Annotated in this window: 14 protein-coding genes; 7 read left to right on the top strand and 7 right to left on the bottom strand. The window is 64.7% G+C overall.

Going from position 1 to position 14,662, the window contains the following annotated elements:
* The first annotated feature begins 25 nt into the window (after positions 1-25).
* Both HD883_RS12470 and HD883_RS12475 read left to right on the top strand, forming a co-directional pair.
* Positions 26-1,024 carry a Bug family tripartite tricarboxylate transporter substrate binding protein gene (locus HD883_RS12470; RefSeq protein WP_179585017.1) on the top strand — a complete coding sequence of 333 codons (999 nt, stop codon included), beginning with the start codon at positions 26-28 and terminating at the stop codon, positions 1,022-1,024.
* A gap of 47 nt (positions 1,025-1,071) precedes the next feature.
* Positions 1,072-1,752: an isochorismatase family protein gene (locus tag HD883_RS12475; protein ID WP_179585015.1), complete on the top strand. Its 681-nt coding sequence runs from the start codon at positions 1,072-1,074 to the stop codon at positions 1,750-1,752.
* A gap of 56 nt (positions 1,753-1,808) precedes the next feature.
* Here the strand turns inward: HD883_RS12475 and HD883_RS12480 are convergent, their stop codons facing one another.
* Positions 1,809-2,036 (bottom strand): glycine zipper 2TM domain-containing protein, encoded by a 228-nt coding sequence (locus HD883_RS12480; RefSeq protein WP_179585012.1) that lies wholly within the window; start codon positions 2,034-2,036, stop codon positions 1,809-1,811.
* A 348-nt stretch (positions 2,037-2,384) separates the two neighbouring features.
* Entirely contained in the window at positions 2,385-2,675 is a 291-nt protein-coding gene (locus tag HD883_RS12485) for a PepSY domain-containing protein (protein ID WP_179585010.1), read from the bottom strand.
* Between the two features lie 109 nt (positions 2,676-2,784).
* On the opposite strand from HD883_RS12485, the gene HD883_RS12490 reads away from it, so the two are divergent.
* Genes HD883_RS12490 through HD883_RS12500 form a run of 3 tightly spaced genes read left to right on the top strand, consistent with a single transcriptional unit; the run spans position 2,785 to position 5,214 of the window.
* Entirely contained in the window at positions 2,785-3,180 is a 396-nt protein-coding gene (locus tag HD883_RS12490) for a PepSY domain-containing protein (protein ID WP_179585008.1), read from the top strand.
* Between the two features lies 1 nt (position 3,181).
* Positions 3,182-3,847: a response regulator transcription factor gene (locus HD883_RS12495; RefSeq protein WP_179585006.1), complete on the top strand. Its 666-nt coding sequence runs from the start codon at positions 3,182-3,184 to the stop codon at positions 3,845-3,847.
* Positions 3,844-5,214, top strand: a complete 1,371-nt coding sequence (locus tag HD883_RS12500; RefSeq protein WP_179585004.1) for a sensor histidine kinase — start codon at positions 3,844-3,846, stop codon at positions 5,212-5,214. Before HD883_RS12495 ends, HD883_RS12500 begins: the two co-directional genes overlap by 4 nt.
* 102 nt (positions 5,215-5,316) lie before the next feature.
* Here HD883_RS12500 and ettA read toward each other — a convergent pair whose 3' ends face one another.
* The 3 genes from ettA to yccS form a co-directional block, all read right to left on the bottom strand.
* Positions 5,317-6,984 (bottom strand): energy-dependent translational throttle protein EttA, encoded by a 1,668-nt coding sequence (gene ettA, locus HD883_RS12505; RefSeq protein ID WP_179585002.1) that lies wholly within the window; start codon positions 6,982-6,984, stop codon positions 5,317-5,319.
* 62 nt (positions 6,985-7,046) lie between these two features.
* On the bottom strand, positions 7,047-8,063 hold the full coding sequence (locus HD883_RS12510; protein WP_179585000.1) for a Bug family tripartite tricarboxylate transporter substrate binding protein: 1,017 nt from the start codon (positions 8,061-8,063) through the stop codon (positions 7,047-7,049).
* Between the two features lie 165 nt (positions 8,064-8,228).
* A complete protein-coding gene (gene yccS, locus HD883_RS12515) occupies positions 8,229-10,616 on the bottom strand; it encodes a YccS family putative transporter (protein ID WP_179584998.1) in 2,388 nt (795 codons plus the stop codon).
* A gap of 249 nt (positions 10,617-10,865) precedes the next feature.
* Between yccS and HD883_RS12520 the strand changes: the two genes are divergently transcribed.
* Positions 10,866-11,513, top strand: a complete 648-nt coding sequence (locus HD883_RS12520; RefSeq protein WP_179584996.1) for a hypothetical protein — start codon at positions 10,866-10,868, stop codon at positions 11,511-11,513.
* On the opposite strand, the gene HD883_RS12525 is transcribed toward HD883_RS12520, so the two are convergent.
* Entirely contained in the window at positions 11,491-12,285 is a 795-nt protein-coding gene (locus tag HD883_RS12525; RefSeq protein ID WP_179584995.1) for a thymidylate synthase, read from the bottom strand. The genes HD883_RS12520 and HD883_RS12525 overlap by 23 nt on opposite strands.
* 110 nt (positions 12,286-12,395) lie before the next feature.
* Positions 12,396-13,064 carry a dienelactone hydrolase family protein gene (locus tag HD883_RS12530; RefSeq protein WP_179584993.1) on the bottom strand — a complete coding sequence of 223 codons (669 nt, stop codon included), beginning with the start codon at positions 13,062-13,064 and terminating at the stop codon, positions 12,396-12,398.
* Between the two features lie 138 nt (positions 13,065-13,202).
* On the opposite strand from HD883_RS12530, the gene pyk reads away from it, so the two are divergent.
* Complete coding sequence (pyk, locus tag HD883_RS12535; RefSeq protein ID WP_179584991.1) at positions 13,203-14,633, top strand: pyruvate kinase; 1,431 nt, start codon at positions 13,203-13,205, stop codon at positions 14,631-14,633.
* Positions 14,634-14,662 lie beyond the last annotated feature (29 nt).

Raw genomic sequence — 14,662 nt, forward strand, 5'->3', positions numbered from 1 at the left:
TTCATAAAAGCACTGGAGACATGAGATGTCGCAAACGACTACCGGGTTGGGCCGCCGCGAATTCATCGCGGCCATGGTTCTTGGCGGACTGAGCGTCAGCCGCGCCTTTGCCGCCGCCGACGCGCTTGGCCTGGGCGACAAGATGGTGCAGGTGATCGTGCCCTTCACGCCCGGCACCACCCCCGACCTGGCCGCGCGCCTGTACTCGCAACGCCTGGCCGAAACCGCCGGCCAGCCTTTCGTGGTGGAAAACCGGCCCGGTGCATCGGGCATCATCGGCCTGGGCGCGGTGGCCAAGGCCCCTGCCGACGGCCACACGATCGCCTTCAGCACCAACACCGCGCTGACCCTGCCCTTCGTCTACAACACGGTGCCCTTCGACGTGCTGGACAGCTTCCAGCCCATCGCCATGGTGGGCTACACCAACTTCGTGCTGTGCGTGCATCCGTCGCTGGAAGTCACGACCTTCGGCCAGTTCGTGGAGTACGTGAAAAAGAACCCGGGCAAGGTCAACTACGGTTCGCCCGGCAAGGGCACCTTCCATCATCTGTGCATGGAAATGCTGGCGGCGCCGCTGAACCTGAACATGGTCCACGTGCCCTACAAGGGATCCGCGGGCGCGACCACCGACCTGCTGGCCGGCCACATCAAGGCCATGTTCCAGCCGGTGCACATTGCCGCGCCGTTCGTGCAGGAAAAGCGCACCGTGATCCTGGGTTCGACCCGCAAGGAGCAGGACACGCAGTACGCCAACATTCCGCCCCTGGCGAGTGTGGGCGCGACGGGCTATGACGCCGAAGCCTGGTATTCGGTGGTCGGTCCCAAGGGCATGAAGCCGGATGTGGTCGCCAAGCTCAACGCCGAAATCAACCGGCTGTCGGACACCGACGTGGTCAAGTCCACGCTGGCCAAGCAGGGCGTGATCTCCAAGAAGGTGTCGCCGGCCGAACTGCAGGCGATTTCCAAGGCGGAATACGCGAAGTGGCAGCAGGTCATCAAGACGGCAGGCATCACGCCGGAGTGAAGACCGCAGTATGCTGACGATTGTTCAGCCATCGTCAAGGACCCGCCATGCATGACATCGATATCCGTCCCCACATCATCGACCGCGTGGTTGCGCGGCGGGGACGCCACCACCTGTTCGACCGGATCGATGCCAAGACGACGGCATTGGTCGTGATCGACATGCAGCCCACCTTCGTGGCCGAAGGCGGCGCGGGCGAGGTGCCGATGTCACGCGGCATCGTCCCCAACATCAACGCCGTGGCGCAGGTATTGCGGGATCGCGGCGGTGTCGTGGTGTGGGTCGTGCACGCCAACGCGCGCATCGGTGATTCATCGGACTGGTCGGGCTTCTACGACCGCTTCGTGGCGCAGGACGTGCGCGCGCGCACCATCGAAATGAACGCGCCACGGCCCACGTCGGACGCCCTGTGGCATGGCCTGGACGTGCATCCGTCAGACGTGCACATCGTCAAGAACCGCTACAGCGCGCTGGTCAGCGGATCGTCGGGGCTGGAGCGCAGTCTGCGCAGCCTGGGCATCACCAACCTGCTGATTGCCGGCACCAAGACCAATGTGTGCTGCGAGTCGACCGGCCGCGACGCCATGATGCTCGACTTCTTTCCGATCATGGTGTCGGACTGCCTGGCTGCGTTGTCGGATGAAGAACACCGCGCCACGCTGGAAACTTTTATCCAGCAGTTTGGCGATGTCATGACGTCAGGCGAAGTGGCCGAACGTTTGAAGTAAAAAAAACAGCCCCGCCCATGTTTCCACGGGCGGGGCTGTTTCCTTCCGAACCCTGCTTAGCGGTTCTTGCCGACCTGGTCGCCGACCACGCCGCCAATCGCAGCGCCGCCAACCGTACCCAGAATGCCGCCGCCCGAGACTGCAGCGCCGACCAGACCGCCGGCGCCTGCGCCGACTGCCGTCGATTTCTGGCGACCCGACATGCCGTCCCAGGTGGAGCAACCCACAGCCGAGATGGCCAGGGTCGTACCGATGACGAGCTTCGCAATAATGGATGTATTCATGATGGACTCCTTATAAGCATTGTGTTCGTTAGCTTGTCCGCGGCCCGAACGCTATTACCTTGTTAACCCACCGCATGACTGTAGGTTGACAGATGTGCATGGGGGCGTGTGTCAGCGTCATCGCATAACCATGTCAGAACGTAACGTCACTTTGCAGGTGGAAGAACCCGGTATTTCGCTGGGCGCGTGATGACGGCGAGGGGGACAACCAGACGCCGCGCAAGGCTCAGGGACTGCTCATCAATAACCCCCTGCTGGACCCACAATGCCGCGTGGCGCGGCGCCGTTACGCGCTGTTTCATGCTGTCGGCTTCCAGGCCACAGCTTGGTGCAAGAGCGGGGTGCCGATCAACGCAGGCGGCTCAACCAGCTGGATGGCTTGACCACCTCACCCGACACGGGATCAAGGTAGACCTTGACCTTGGCGCCATTGCGATCATAGCCTTCGACTTCCCAGCAGCCGTCGTCGGCCTCGACATCGCGTACGTCATAGCCCAGCGCTTCGGCCTTGCTGATGGCCTGGTCGATCGGGATCCACTTGTCGCGCGGGTGGTAGGGGCACTTGTCGGCGGCGTTGGCGGCGGACATCGTCAACCCGAGGGCCGACACGGCAATCAACAGGGAGGGCAGCAGACGCATGGAAACTCCTGGAAAGGATCATCGAGACGGCAGCGTAGCAATCGCAGGCCCGTCCATCCTGACCGGCGCTGTCAGCGTTATATCAGTCTCGGTTTGCTAGGGTGGCGTCATGTCCTGCCGACCTGCCCTTTCGATCCCCCTGCTGGCCTTGCTGCTGGTGGTCCTGCTCGCCGTGTGCGCGCCGCCAGCTGGCGCGCGCGACAATGACGATGACAAGCGCCACGATCACAGCCATGACAAGGATCGGGACCGGGAACGTGACCGATCACGCGATCGCGACCGGGACCAGGACCGCGCTCGCAACGCCATGCTGCAGGGCGAAATCCGCCCGCTGGCGGCCGTGCTCAAGACCGTGCGGGACAAGGTGCCCGGCGAGATCATCGAGATCGAACTCGACCGGGAAGACAAGGGGTGGGTGTATGAGGTCAAGGTGCTCACTTCCAACGGGCGGCGCAAGAAAGTCGATGTCGACGCCCATTCGCTCGATATCCTGAAGATAGACTGATATGCGCATCCTCGTAGTCGAAGACGAACCCCGCATTGCGGCCGATGTGCGCACCGGCCTTGAGCGCGCTCAATATGCGGTCGATGTCTGCACCGATGGCGAAAGCGCCTGGTTCCAGGCCGGCACTGAAGACTACGACGCGATCGTGCTTGACCTGGGCCTGCCCAAGATGGACGGCCTGTCGGTGCTCAAGCGGCTGCGGGCGTCCGACGTGACGACCCCGGTGCTGATCCTGACGGCGCGCGATGGCTGGCGCGACAAGGTCGAAGGCATCGACGCAGGCGCCGACGACTACCTGGCCAAGCCCTTCCAGATGGAAGAGCTGTTGGCGCGGCTGCGCGCGATCACTCGCCGCGCCGTCGGCCAGACGACGTCCCTGCTGACGGCCGGCCCGGTCGAAGTCGACACCCGCACCCGGCTGGTCACCGTGCACGGCAGCGCCATGCCACTGTCCGCGCTCGAATATCGATTGCTGTCCTACCTGCTGCATCACCGCGGCCGCATCGTCTCGCAAAGCGAGCTGCTCGATCATCTGTATTCCGGCGATTCGGATCGCGACACCAATGCCATCGAAGCCCTGGTCGGCCGTCTGCGCCGCAAGCTGGACGTGGACCTGATCGAGACACGGCGCGGTCACGGCTACCTCGTCCCCGACCGGTTTCAATGAGTCCGCGGTCCCTGCGATTCCGGCTGGTTGGCGCGGCGACGCTGCTGATCGTGCTGGCCCTGGCGCTGGGTGGCATTGGCCTGACCGCCATCTTTGACGAGCAGGCCGAACGCCGCGCCGCCACCGAACTGGACCTGCACGTCAAGACCCTGGCCGCGCAAGTTCGGCTCGACGCGGCCGGTGCGCTGCAGGTCGACATCCCGCCGCAGGAACCCCGCTTCGAACAGCCCTATGGCGGGCTGTACTGGCAGATCGATGCGCCGGGCGGCAAGCGGCTTCGGTCCCGATCGTTGTGGGACTTCGTACTGCTCGACCCACCCGGCAGCGCCACCGCCCGCGACCTGGACATGCACGAGATACCCGGCCCCGAAACCGCCCAGTTGCTCGCGATCCAGCGCACGATCGTCGTGCCGCAGGGCGCGAGCGAACAGCGCCTGCAGATCACCGTGGCGGTGGACGAAGCACTGCTGTCGGCCGAACGCTGGTCCTTCCTGGGCCTGCTGCTGCCGTCGTTACTGGCCCTGGCCACCCTGCTGGTGCTGGCCATGGCCTTCTTCATCCACCTGGCGCTGCGACCCTTCCGCGCCTTGCGCGCAGACCTGGGCGACATCCACGCCGGCCGGCGCCGTACCCTGTCGCGCGACGTGCCGGAAGAAGTGCAACCTGTCGTTGACGATCTCAACCGCCTGATCGGCTTTCAGGACGCCGCCGTCGAGCGCGCACGCACCCAGTCGGCCGACCTGGCCCATGGCTTGAAGACGCCCCTGGCCGTGCTCGGCGCCATGGCGCGCACCGCGCGCGACGCCGGCGAAGCCTCGCTGGCCAGCGGCATCGACGAACAGATCGACGCCATGCGCCGCCACGTCGACCGCGCCCTGGCCCGAGCACGCGCCGGCATGGCCGCCGCCCTCGGCCAGCAGGCCGCCGATGTGTCCGTGGTCTGCCGCAAGACGCTCCGTATGCTGAAGACCTTGCCCGACGCCGGCGCGCTTACCTGGGCCAGCAACGTGCCCGAAGGCCTGCGGTTCGCGGGTGACGAAGGCGACCTGACCGAGCTGCTGGCCAACCTGCTGGATAACGCCCGCAAGTGGGCGGCCAGCCAGGTACGCCTGACGGCACGGGCAGCCGACGGCCAAGTCATCGTGGTAATCGAGGACGACGGCCCGGGAATGTCCGAAGCCGAAACCGCTCACATCGATCGCGGTCAGCGGTGGGATGAATCGACGCCCGGGACGGGCTTCGGCCTGGCGATCACGCGCGACCTGGTGGACGCGTATCACGGGCGTTTGAAGCTGGATCGATCCGGCCTGGGCGGGCTGCGGGTGACGCTGGAGCTGCCGAGCCCGCGGATGCCGGTGAAGAAGTGATGGCGTGGCGGCGCCAGTTCGATCGCGCCGGCCCACTCGACATCCCCATGAAAAAAGCCAGCACGTCCTGCTGGCTTTTTCCTTTCCTGCCTTGGTTACGGCTTACTTCAGTGCCTTGTAGCGCAGGCGCTTGGGCTTGGCGCCTTCTTCGCCCAGGCGCTTCTTCTTGTCGGCTTCGTATTCCTGGTAGTTGCCGTCAAAGAACGTGACTTGCGAGTCGCCTTCGAAAGCCAGGATGTGCGTGGCGATCCGGTCCAGGAACCAGCGATCGTGGCTGATGACCATCACGCTGCCCGGGAATTCGAGCAGGGCGTCTTCCAGCGCGCGCAGCGTTTCGACGTCGAGGTCGTTGGACGGCTCGTCCAGCAGCAGCAGGTTGCCGCCGGCCAGCAGCGTCTTGGCCAGGTGCAGGCGGCCGCGTTCACCACCCGACAGGTTGCCGACAATCTTGTTCTGGTCGCCGCCCTTGAAGTTGAAGCGGCCCAGGTAGGCGCGCGACGACATTTCGAAGCGGCCGACGGTCAGGATGTCGGCGCCGTCGGACACGGCGTCAAACACGGTCTTGCCGTCTTCCAGCGCGTCGCGGGTCTGCGCGACGTAGGCGGTCTTGACGGTGGCGCCGGTCACGACCTCGCCCGAATCCGGGGTTTCCTGGCCGGCGATCATGCGGAACAGGGTCGACTTGCCGGCGCCGTTGGGGCCGATGATGCCGACGATGGCGCCGGGCGGCACCTTGAAGCTGAGGTTGTCGATCAGCAGGCGATCGCCGTAGCCCTTGCTGACGTTGGTGAATTCGACGACTTCATTGCCCAGGCGCTCGGCCACGGGAATGAAGATTTCCGAGGTCTCGTTGCGCTTCTGGTATTCGTGCGAGCTGAGTTCTTCGAAGCGCGCAATACGTGCCTTGGACTTGGCCTGGCGGGCCTTGGGGTTCTGGCGCACCCACTCCAGTTCCTTCTTGATGGTCTTCTGGCGGGCCGATTCGCTGGCTTCTTCGTTCTTCAGGCGCGCGTCTTTCTGTTCCAGCCACGAGCTGTAGTTGCCCTTCCACGGAATGCCGTGGCCGCGGTCCAGTTCCAGGATCCACTCGGCGGCGTTGTCCAGGAAGTAGCGATCGTGGGTGACGGCCACCACGGTGCCCGGGAATTTCTGCAGGAACACTTCCAGCCAATCGACGCTTTCGGCATCCAGGTGGTTGGTCGGCTCGTCCAGCAGCAGCATGTCGGGCTTGGACAGCAGCAGGCGGCACAGGGCCACACGGCGCTTTTCACCGCCCGACAGGTTGCCGATGACGGCGTCCCATGGGGCCAGGCGCAGCGCGTCGGCCGCAATTTCCAGCTGGTGTTCCACGTCGCCGCCGCTGCTGCCGGTGGCGATGATGGCTTCGAGTTCGCCCTGCTCGGCGGCCAGCGCGTCGAAGTCGGCGTCGGGTTCGGCGTAGGCCGCATAGACCTCGTCCAGGCGCTTCTTGGCGGCAAAGACCGAGCCCAGGCCCTCTTCCACGGCTTCGCGCACGGTGTACTCGGGGTTGATCTGCGGTTCCTGCGGCAGGTAGCCGATGTTCAAGTTCGGCATCGGCACGGCTTCGCCTTCGATGTCCTTGTCGATCTGCGCCATGATCTTGAGCAGCGTGGACTTGCCGGAACCGTTCAGGCCCAGCACGCCGATCTTGGCACCCGGGAAGAAGGACAGGGAGATGTCACGCAGGATCTGCCGCTTGGGCGGCACGGTCTTGCCGACGCGGTGCATGGTGTAGACGTATTGGGCCATGGTGGGTGCTCGATGTGGGGAAGATCAGGCGCCGGCGGGCCAGTCCGCTGCCGGCTGGCCGATCATTCCAGGGTGATGTTGGCTTGCTTGATGATGTCGCGGTTGTTGTCGTATTCGGTCCGGATCGCCTTGGCGAAGTCGGCCGGGGTGCCGCCCGTAGGCACATTGTCGCTGCTGATCAGCCGCTCGCGAATATCGGGCATCGCCAGCACGTCGTTGATGACGCCGTTCAGTACCGTAACGAGGGCGGACGGCGTGCCCGCGGGCGCGAAGATGCCGAAGACCGACATCAGGTTCGCCTTGGGATAACCCAGTTCGGCAAAGGTGGGCACGTTCGGCATGACGTCGACGCGCTGCGGCGCACCGACCGCAAGCGGACGCAGCTTGCCGGCCTTGATGTGCCCGTTCAGCAGCGGGCCCAGATTGGTGGTCAGCACTTCAAACTGGCCGGCCAGCGCGTCATTCTGCTGCTGGCCACCGCCCTTGTACGGAATGTGTGTGATGTCGACGTTGGCCGACCGCTTGAATTGTTCCAGCGTGATATGGCCGACCGTAGCCAGGCCCGAGGTGGCCCAGCGCAGCGCGCCCGGCTTCGCCTTGGCCTGCGCGACCAGCTCGTTCATGGACTGGCCGGTAAAGCCCGGCGTGCCCAGCAGCACCACCGGCGAGAACATGACGCTGGCGACCGGCGTGATGTCCTTGAACGGATCGTAGGCGACCTTGCTGAGCAGCGGATTCAGCGCCAGCGGGCTGATCGAAGAAAACCCGAGCGTGTAGCCGTCGGGCGCGGCCTTGGCGACGGCGTCCATGCCGATCGTGCCGCCCGCACCGCCCTTGTTTTCGACGATGACGGGCTGGCCGAGGCGGACCGCCATCTTTTCAGCCATGGCACGCGCCACGATGTCGCTCACGCCCGCGGGCGGATAGGCCACGATGATGCGCACGGGCTTCAGGGGCCACGAGACCGGGGTGATGGCGGACGCGGGCGACGCGCCGACAACGCACGCAGCAGCGGCGAGGAAGAGGCAGAAACGCTTGAGTATCACGGCTTGGAAACTTGCTGGAAGGAAGCCGGACATTGTAAGGGATCGCCGGGAGGCGGCGTTGGCCGGCGTTGGCTGGGCTGGGCCGGCGTTGCCCGTCGTCGGCTGGCCTGGGCTGGCGCCAGTTGCCCTGAGTTGGCGTCAGCTGGCCTGAGCTGGCGTCAGCTGGCCTGAGCTGGCGTCAGCTGGCCTGGGCCGGCGTCAGGCCGGATGCGCGCGGTCGAGCGACGGCTTGCCCGGACCGGCATCGCCCGAAGCCGTCGCCTTGGTCGCAATGCCGCTGGTTGCAATGCCGCTGGTTGCCGTCCCGCTGGCCGCCGTGGGCCGTGGCGCAGCGCCGCCGGCCGCACCCGACGCGTCAGGCGCCCCATTCGCCTCCGCCGCCACGTCACCCGCCGGGTCAGCAGCGTCGATCGCTTCTTCCTGGTTCAGCAAACGGCTGCCGACCTTGCGGATCGGCGCCAGTTGCCGGGTGATCAGCGCCAGTTGCGTCTGGACCAGGCGGCGCGCGTCGTCGATATGGTCGGGCAGCGCTTCCAGCTGCGCAGCCAGGCTTTCTTCTTCGGCATTGCGCACCATGATCGGACGCCGATCCGCCAGGCCGATCGCCACTTCGTCCAGAGCCGCGGCCACCCGTTCGGCCTGCTGCAACATCGCCAGGTCGCCCGGCGCATCCAGTACCGTATCGCCCCGATGCGCACCCAGGCCCGACAGGTAGTTCAACAGCGTGTGCGACAGCACCAGGAAACGCAGGCCGGTATCCGCATCCCGCCGGAAATGACCCGGCTCGGCCAGGATGTTCGACATGGCCACCGAAAACGCGGAATCGGCGTTATGGGCATTGCGGCGCGCGGTCCGGTAAGCCAGGTCGTCCAGCTTGCCGGTCCTGTACTGCGCCAGGATCGCCCGCAGATAACGCGCGTTGTTGGCGACCGCGTTGGAAGCCAGCTTGTTCAGCCGCCGCCCCTGCCAGTCAGGCAGGATCACGAACACGGCCAGCACCGCGATCATTCCGCCCACGAAGGTGTCGACCATGCGCGGCAGGATCAGGTCGTAGCCGTTGCCCACCTGGTTGAAGCACATCAGCACCAGCAGCGTCATGGCCGCGGTCGCCACCATGTAGCGGCTGGCCCGCGTCGCAAAGAACACCACACCTGCCACCACCGCAATCACGGCCTGCAGCGACGCCCCGGGTGCCAGCTTGAACAGCGCCCACCCGATCACCAGACCAATCAGGGTGCCGCCAATTCGCTGCGAGGTGCGCTTGCGCGTCGCGCCGTAGCTGGGCGCCGACACGAACAGCGTGGTGAGCACGATCCAGTAGCCTTCGCTGGGATGCAGCAGGTGCACCATGCCGTAGCCTACCGCCAGGGCGATCGACAGACGCAGCGCGTGCCGAAACAGCGGCGCGGCGGGCGTCAATTGCAGCTTGATACGGTCCAGGGCGTCCTTGAAGGACTTGGGCGACCGGTCGAGCAAGGTACTGTCCTGCTCTTCCACCGTGGCCTGCTTGCCCGCGCCCGCCAGCCGCCGGTTCAAGGCGCCCAGGTTGCCCGACAACGCCGACAGCGACCGCAGCAACCGACTCCATTCCGGCTTGTTCTGCGCACGCAGGTATTCCATGGACGCATCCAGGTCGTCTTTCGCCTGCTGTGCTTCGCTGTCATTCACGAAGGGCTGGCGCATCTGGATCGCCAGCGCCAGCCGGCGGCACACCCGTCCTTGCGAGCGCAACAGGCGCTGGCAGCGGAACATGATGTCGCTATGGAAGAAGGTGTCCGCCAGTTCGTTGTAGGGATAGTGGGACGACGACGCGCGCTCGTGCACGTCTTGAGCGATGAAGTACAGCGCCAGATAGCGGCTGTTCTTCTGCCCCGGCCGCGCCTGACCTACCCGGCTGAAGATGCTTTCCTTGGCAACATTCAGGGCCGTCACTACCTTGCTGTTCAGCTGCGCAAGCTGCAGGCGCTGCGCTTCGGTATCGACACCGCGAACCGGCTCGAACATGGCCGATTTGAGCTTGAGGTAGTCGCCCAGCGCATGAAACAGCACGGCCAGCTTCTGCTGCACCGGCTGGTGAGCAAACAACGCGCACCACAACACGGATAGCGTGCCGTACCAGGTCGCGCCAATCAGCAACAGCGCGGGCTCGCTCCAGAAGTGGTCTGACGTTCCATTGGCGTGCTCCACGCCGATGGTGGTGTAGATGGCCAGGATCAGGGTGGCATAGGCAATCGCGCGATACCGTTCGCCAATCGCGCCCAGCATCGTCAGGCCGAACGCCGAAATCGACAGCCCCACAACGAACAGCCAGGGGTACGGAAACAGGGCCTTGACGGACAGGGCCGCCACCGCAAAACAGGCCAGCGTGACGATCTGCGCCCGCAAGCGCCCGCGCCAGCTGTCGTCAGTTTCCGACAACGCGCAGGCGATGATGCCCAGGAATACCGGAATCAGCGCTTCCTGCTCGTCCAGCCGCCAGCAGACGCCCATGACCGTCGCCAGCGCGATGAACACGCGCAGGCTATAGACAAAGGTGTCTTGTGCCCAAAGGCGGCGAAGGAAATGGACGAAGGTAGGTGCGCGCATGGTGCCGAGGATGAGCGGATCGCCAAGGAAACCGGCGACTGAACGTCTACTATCGCACGGCCTAGGGAAAACACCTAGTGGTTGTTGCTGCAGAGACTCGCAGCTTGACATCGCAGGCGCCGTCCAGCGCCGCTTGGCGACATTTCACCCGGACAAAGTGACGCCGGGGGGCACCCCTTCAAATCGAAAAAATCCGAAAATTTGCCACATCTGCGCTCTCGGCGCGGTCGGCGGCAAAGGTGGCAAAAAATGGCGGTTTTTGATTTTGAAGAGTCCTCCGGCGCGCCCGGTCCGGGGGTGTTGCAGATCGCGCTGCCCGCCGGAATTTCCCTGGAGGTTCAGCAGGCAATGCAGGTGGCGGTGAACAAGGCGGCGCAAGTCCTAGGGCCCAAGCTGGTTCACGATGCGGATCGGCTGGCGACCTTGCTGGTTGAACTCGCTGAGCCGACGTCCGCCTTGATTCAGGAACGGATGCAGCGGCGCCGTGTGATCAGTACGCTCATTCAGAAAACTGAATGGGTCAGCGCGCTCGAGCTTCAGCAAAGCGTGGTGGCTCATGCGCGTGCCGTCGCGGACTGGAAACGGCGCGGACGGATTATTGGGGTGATGGGTGCGGACGGGAGGGATTTGTACCCGGCCTATCAATTCGATGCCGCAATGCGGCCCTTGCCGATCGTCGCCGATATCCTCAAACGGTTTGGCGCGGTGTCGGATCCCTGGCACGTGATTGCTTGGTTTCACACACGCAACGTCTGGCTACTCAGACATCACGTCAACTTCCGGGAATTTATCGCACCCAAGGACTGCCTTCATGACACAAAGGCGTTGCATCTGGCGCTCACGCTTCGCGATCGCAAAGCGGAAGCGCTGGATATCAGACCGCCACCGGCGCCTTGATGTGCGGATGGAACTGATAGTCCCGGATCTCGAAATCTTCGTACTCGTAATCGAACAGCGAGGCCGGTTTGCGTTTGATGACCAGTTTCGGATACGGATAGGGGTCGCGCGACAGCTGCAGTTCGACTTGGTCGAAATGGTTCGTGTACAGGTGGCAGTCGCCGCCGGTCCAGATGAAGTCGCCGACTTCCAGGTCGCATTGCTGGGCCACCATGTGCGTCAGCAAGGCATAGCTGGCAATGTTGAAGGGCACGCCCAGGAAGATGTCGGCGCTGCGCTGGTACAGCTGGCAGGACAGCTTGCCGTCGGCCACGTAGAACTGGAAAAAAGCGTGGCAAGGAGGCAAGGCCATTTGCGGGATGTCGGCCACGTTCCAGGCCGAGACGATCAGGCGACGCGAATCCGGATTCTTCTTGATCTGGTCGACGACCTGAGTGATCTGGTCGATATGACCGCCGCTAGGGGTGGGCCAGTTGCGCCATTGCACGCCGTAGACGGGACCCAGATCGCCGTCAGCCCGCGCCCATTCATTCCAGATCGACACGCCGCGTTCCTGCAGCCACGCCACGTTCGAATCGCCGCGCAGGAACCACAGCAATTCAATGAAGATGCTTTTGGTATGCAGCTTCTTGGTGGTGACCAGGGGGAAGCCTTCGGCCAGATTGAACCGCATCTGGTGGCCGAAGACGGACCGCGTGCCGGTACCGGTGCGGTCTGTCTTGTGTACCCCGTGCTGGTACACGTGGCGCATGAAATCTTCGTATTGGCGCATGGGAGCAAGCTGTCCAGAAATTCTGTACTCCCATTGTAGGCGGCATCGCCGATCACCACCTGATGGCCGCCTGAGGTGCCGGCCGGGCAGGACGCCCGGGCTGCAGCCGATCAGCCGATATGCTGGCGGAAAAACGCCAACGTGCGCTCATACGCCTTGGCCGATGCGTCGGCGTCGTACGAGCCGCGCTCGCTGCAGTTGAACCCGTGGCCGGCCGAGTACACGTGCACCGGAATGTCCGGATGGCCGGCCTGGATCTTTTCAACTTCCGGCAGCGGAATGGAGTGATCCTGATCGCCAAAATGCATCATGACCGGGATCTTGGGTTGCTCGCCGATCATGTTCTGGATGCCGCCGCCGTAGTAGGGCACGGCGCAGGCAAACCCATCGGCCTTCGACGCGGCGGCCCACGAAATCAGCCCGCCCCAGCAGTAACCCACGATACCGACCTTGCCGGCTTCAGCGGCGACCTTTTGCGCGGCGGCGACGTCCGTCAGTGCCTGATCCAGCGAAACCTTGCCCTTCAATTCCACGCCGCGCTTGACGTCGTCGGGGGTGTAGCCCAGTTCCAGCCCCTTTTCGATCCGGTCGAACAGGGCCGGCGCGATCACCAGATAGCCTTCGGACGCGAATTTGTCGGCCACGCTGCGGATGTGACTGTTCACGCCAAAGATTTCCTGCACCAGCACCAGGCCGCCCCGTGGCGTGCCCGTGGGGTCGGCGCGGTAGGCGCTCAGTTGGTTGCCGTCTTGCGAAGTCAGCGAAATGATCTGTCCCATGATGTCCCTTTTGAGTGCTAAGTGAAACTACCGACGGCAACGATACCGCCAAAGTCCGGATCGATACGTCGCAGATTGTGAAACCTGAGGCGTCTATACTTTTCCTAGCAGTCCCCCTACCGAACGTCAGGAGACCCTATGCGCAGAACAAGAAACGCCAAGATCGTCGCCACCGTCGGACCGGCCAGCAGCGATGCCGCCACCCTGGCCCGGCTCTTCCATGCCGGCGCCGATGTCTTCCGCCTGAACTTCAGCCACGGCACCCAGGCCGATCACCAGGCGCGTGTCGCCACGCTGCGCGCGCTGGAAGCCGAAGTCGGCCGTCCGATCGGCATTTTGATGGACCTGCAGGGCCCCAAGTTGCGGGTGGGCCGCTTTGCCGAAGGCGCCGTCGTGCTGACCGAGGGCCAGAACTTCCGGCTGGACCTGGATGCGGACCGGCCCGGTGACGCCACCCGCGCGCCCTTGCCCCACCCGGAAATCTTTGCCGCCTTGACGCTGGGCACCGATCTGCTGGTCGACGATGGCCGCGTCCGGCTGCGGGTGCAGCGGCACGGGCCCGACTTTGCCGACACCATTGTCATCAACGGCGGATTGCTGTCCGATCGCAAGGGCGTGAACGTGCCGGGCGTGGTGCTGCCGCTGTCGGCCATGACCGCCAAGGACCGGTCCGACCTGGCCTTCGGACTGGAGCTGGGCGTTGACTGGGTGGCGCTGTCGTTCGTGCAGCGCGCCGAAGATATTCGCGAGATCAAGCAGATCGTGGGTGACCGCGCGCGCATCGTCGCCAAGCTGGAAAAACCTGCGGCGATTGCCGAGTTGGACTCCATCGTGGCCGAGACGGACGCCGTCATGGTGGCGCGCGGCGACCTGGGTGTCGAAATGCCGGCCGAGCAGGTGCCCGCGATCCAGAAACGCATCGTGCGCGCCTGCCGCCGCGTCGGCAAGCCGGTGATCGTGGCGACGCAGATGCTGGAGTCGATGGTGAGCGCGCCCGTGCCGACGCGGGCCGAAGCGTCGGACGTGGCCACGGCGATCTATGACGGCGCCGATGCGGTGATGCTGTCGGCCGAGTCGGCATCGGGCAAGTTCCCGATCGAAGCCGTGACCATGATGAACAACATCATCGTCCAGACCGAAGCGGACCCGCACTACCGCGAGGTGATGGAAGCCTCGCAGACGCCGCCGCCCGCGGACATTGCCAATGCGATCGGCCGGGCCGTACGCGGCGTGGCGAGCCTGTTGCACGTGGCGACCACGATCGCCTACACGCGGTCTGGCTATTCGGCGCTGCGCATGTCGCGCGAGCGAGCCGAAGCGCCGATCATCGGCATGACGCCGAACCTGACCACGGCGCGCCTGCTGGCGCTGGTGTGGGGGGTGCACGCGGTGCAGACGCATGAAGTCGCAACGGTGGGCGAGATGACCGATTACGCGTGCGAGATTGCCTTGCGGGAAGGGTTTGCGACGCAGGGCCAGACGGTGGTGATTTCCGCCGGGCTGCCGTTTGCGTCGTCGGGCACGACCAATATCCTGCGCATTGCGACGGTCGGGGAAGCGGCGCGCTGACCGCGTGCTAGATTCGCCCTTTGCCGACA

Origin of the sequence: Pigmentiphaga litoralis (genome assembly GCF_013408655.1) — a bacterium.
Lineage (GTDB): Bacteria > Pseudomonadota > Gammaproteobacteria > Burkholderiales > Burkholderiaceae_B > Pigmentiphaga > Pigmentiphaga litoralis_A.

Excerpts from the sequence above, each read along its gene's own strand:
- ettA (WP_179585002.1), bottom strand. The coding sequence starts at position 6,984 with ATGGCCCAATACGTCTACACCATGCACCGCGTCGGCAAGACCGTGCCG.
- HD883_RS12475 (WP_179585015.1), top strand. The coding sequence starts at position 1,072 with ATGCATGACATCGATATCCGTCCCCACATCATCGACCGCGTGGTTGCG.
- HD883_RS12520 (WP_179584996.1), top strand. The coding sequence starts at position 10,866 with ATGGCGGTTTTTGATTTTGAAGAGTCCTCCGGCGCGCCCGGTCCGGGG.
- HD883_RS12530 (WP_179584993.1), bottom strand. The coding sequence starts at position 13,064 with ATGGGACAGATCATTTCGCTGACTTCGCAAGACGGCAACCAACTGAGC.
- yccS (WP_179584998.1), bottom strand. The coding sequence starts at position 10,616 with ATGCGCGCACCTACCTTCGTCCATTTCCTTCGCCGCCTTTGGGCACAA.
- pyk (WP_179584991.1), top strand. The coding sequence starts at position 13,203 with ATGCGCAGAACAAGAAACGCCAAGATCGTCGCCACCGTCGGACCGGCC.
- HD883_RS12510 (WP_179585000.1), bottom strand. The coding sequence starts at position 8,063 with ATGTCCGGCTTCCTTCCAGCAAGTTTCCAAGCCGTGATACTCAAGCGT.
- HD883_RS12525 (WP_179584995.1), bottom strand. The coding sequence starts at position 12,285 with ATGCGCCAATACGAAGATTTCATGCGCCACGTGTACCAGCACGGGGTA.
- HD883_RS12500 (WP_179585004.1), top strand. The coding sequence starts at position 3,844 with ATGAGTCCGCGGTCCCTGCGATTCCGGCTGGTTGGCGCGGCGACGCTG.
- HD883_RS12495 (WP_179585006.1), top strand. The coding sequence starts at position 3,182 with ATGCGCATCCTCGTAGTCGAAGACGAACCCCGCATTGCGGCCGATGTG.
- HD883_RS12490 (WP_179585008.1), top strand. The coding sequence starts at position 2,785 with ATGTCCTGCCGACCTGCCCTTTCGATCCCCCTGCTGGCCTTGCTGCTG.
- HD883_RS12470 (WP_179585017.1), top strand. The coding sequence starts at position 26 with ATGTCGCAAACGACTACCGGGTTGGGCCGCCGCGAATTCATCGCGGCC.
- HD883_RS12485 (WP_179585010.1), bottom strand. The coding sequence starts at position 2,675 with ATGCGTCTGCTGCCCTCCCTGTTGATTGCCGTGTCGGCCCTCGGGTTG.
- HD883_RS12480 (WP_179585012.1), bottom strand. The coding sequence starts at position 2,036 with ATGAATACATCCATTATTGCGAAGCTCGTCATCGGTACGACCCTGGCC.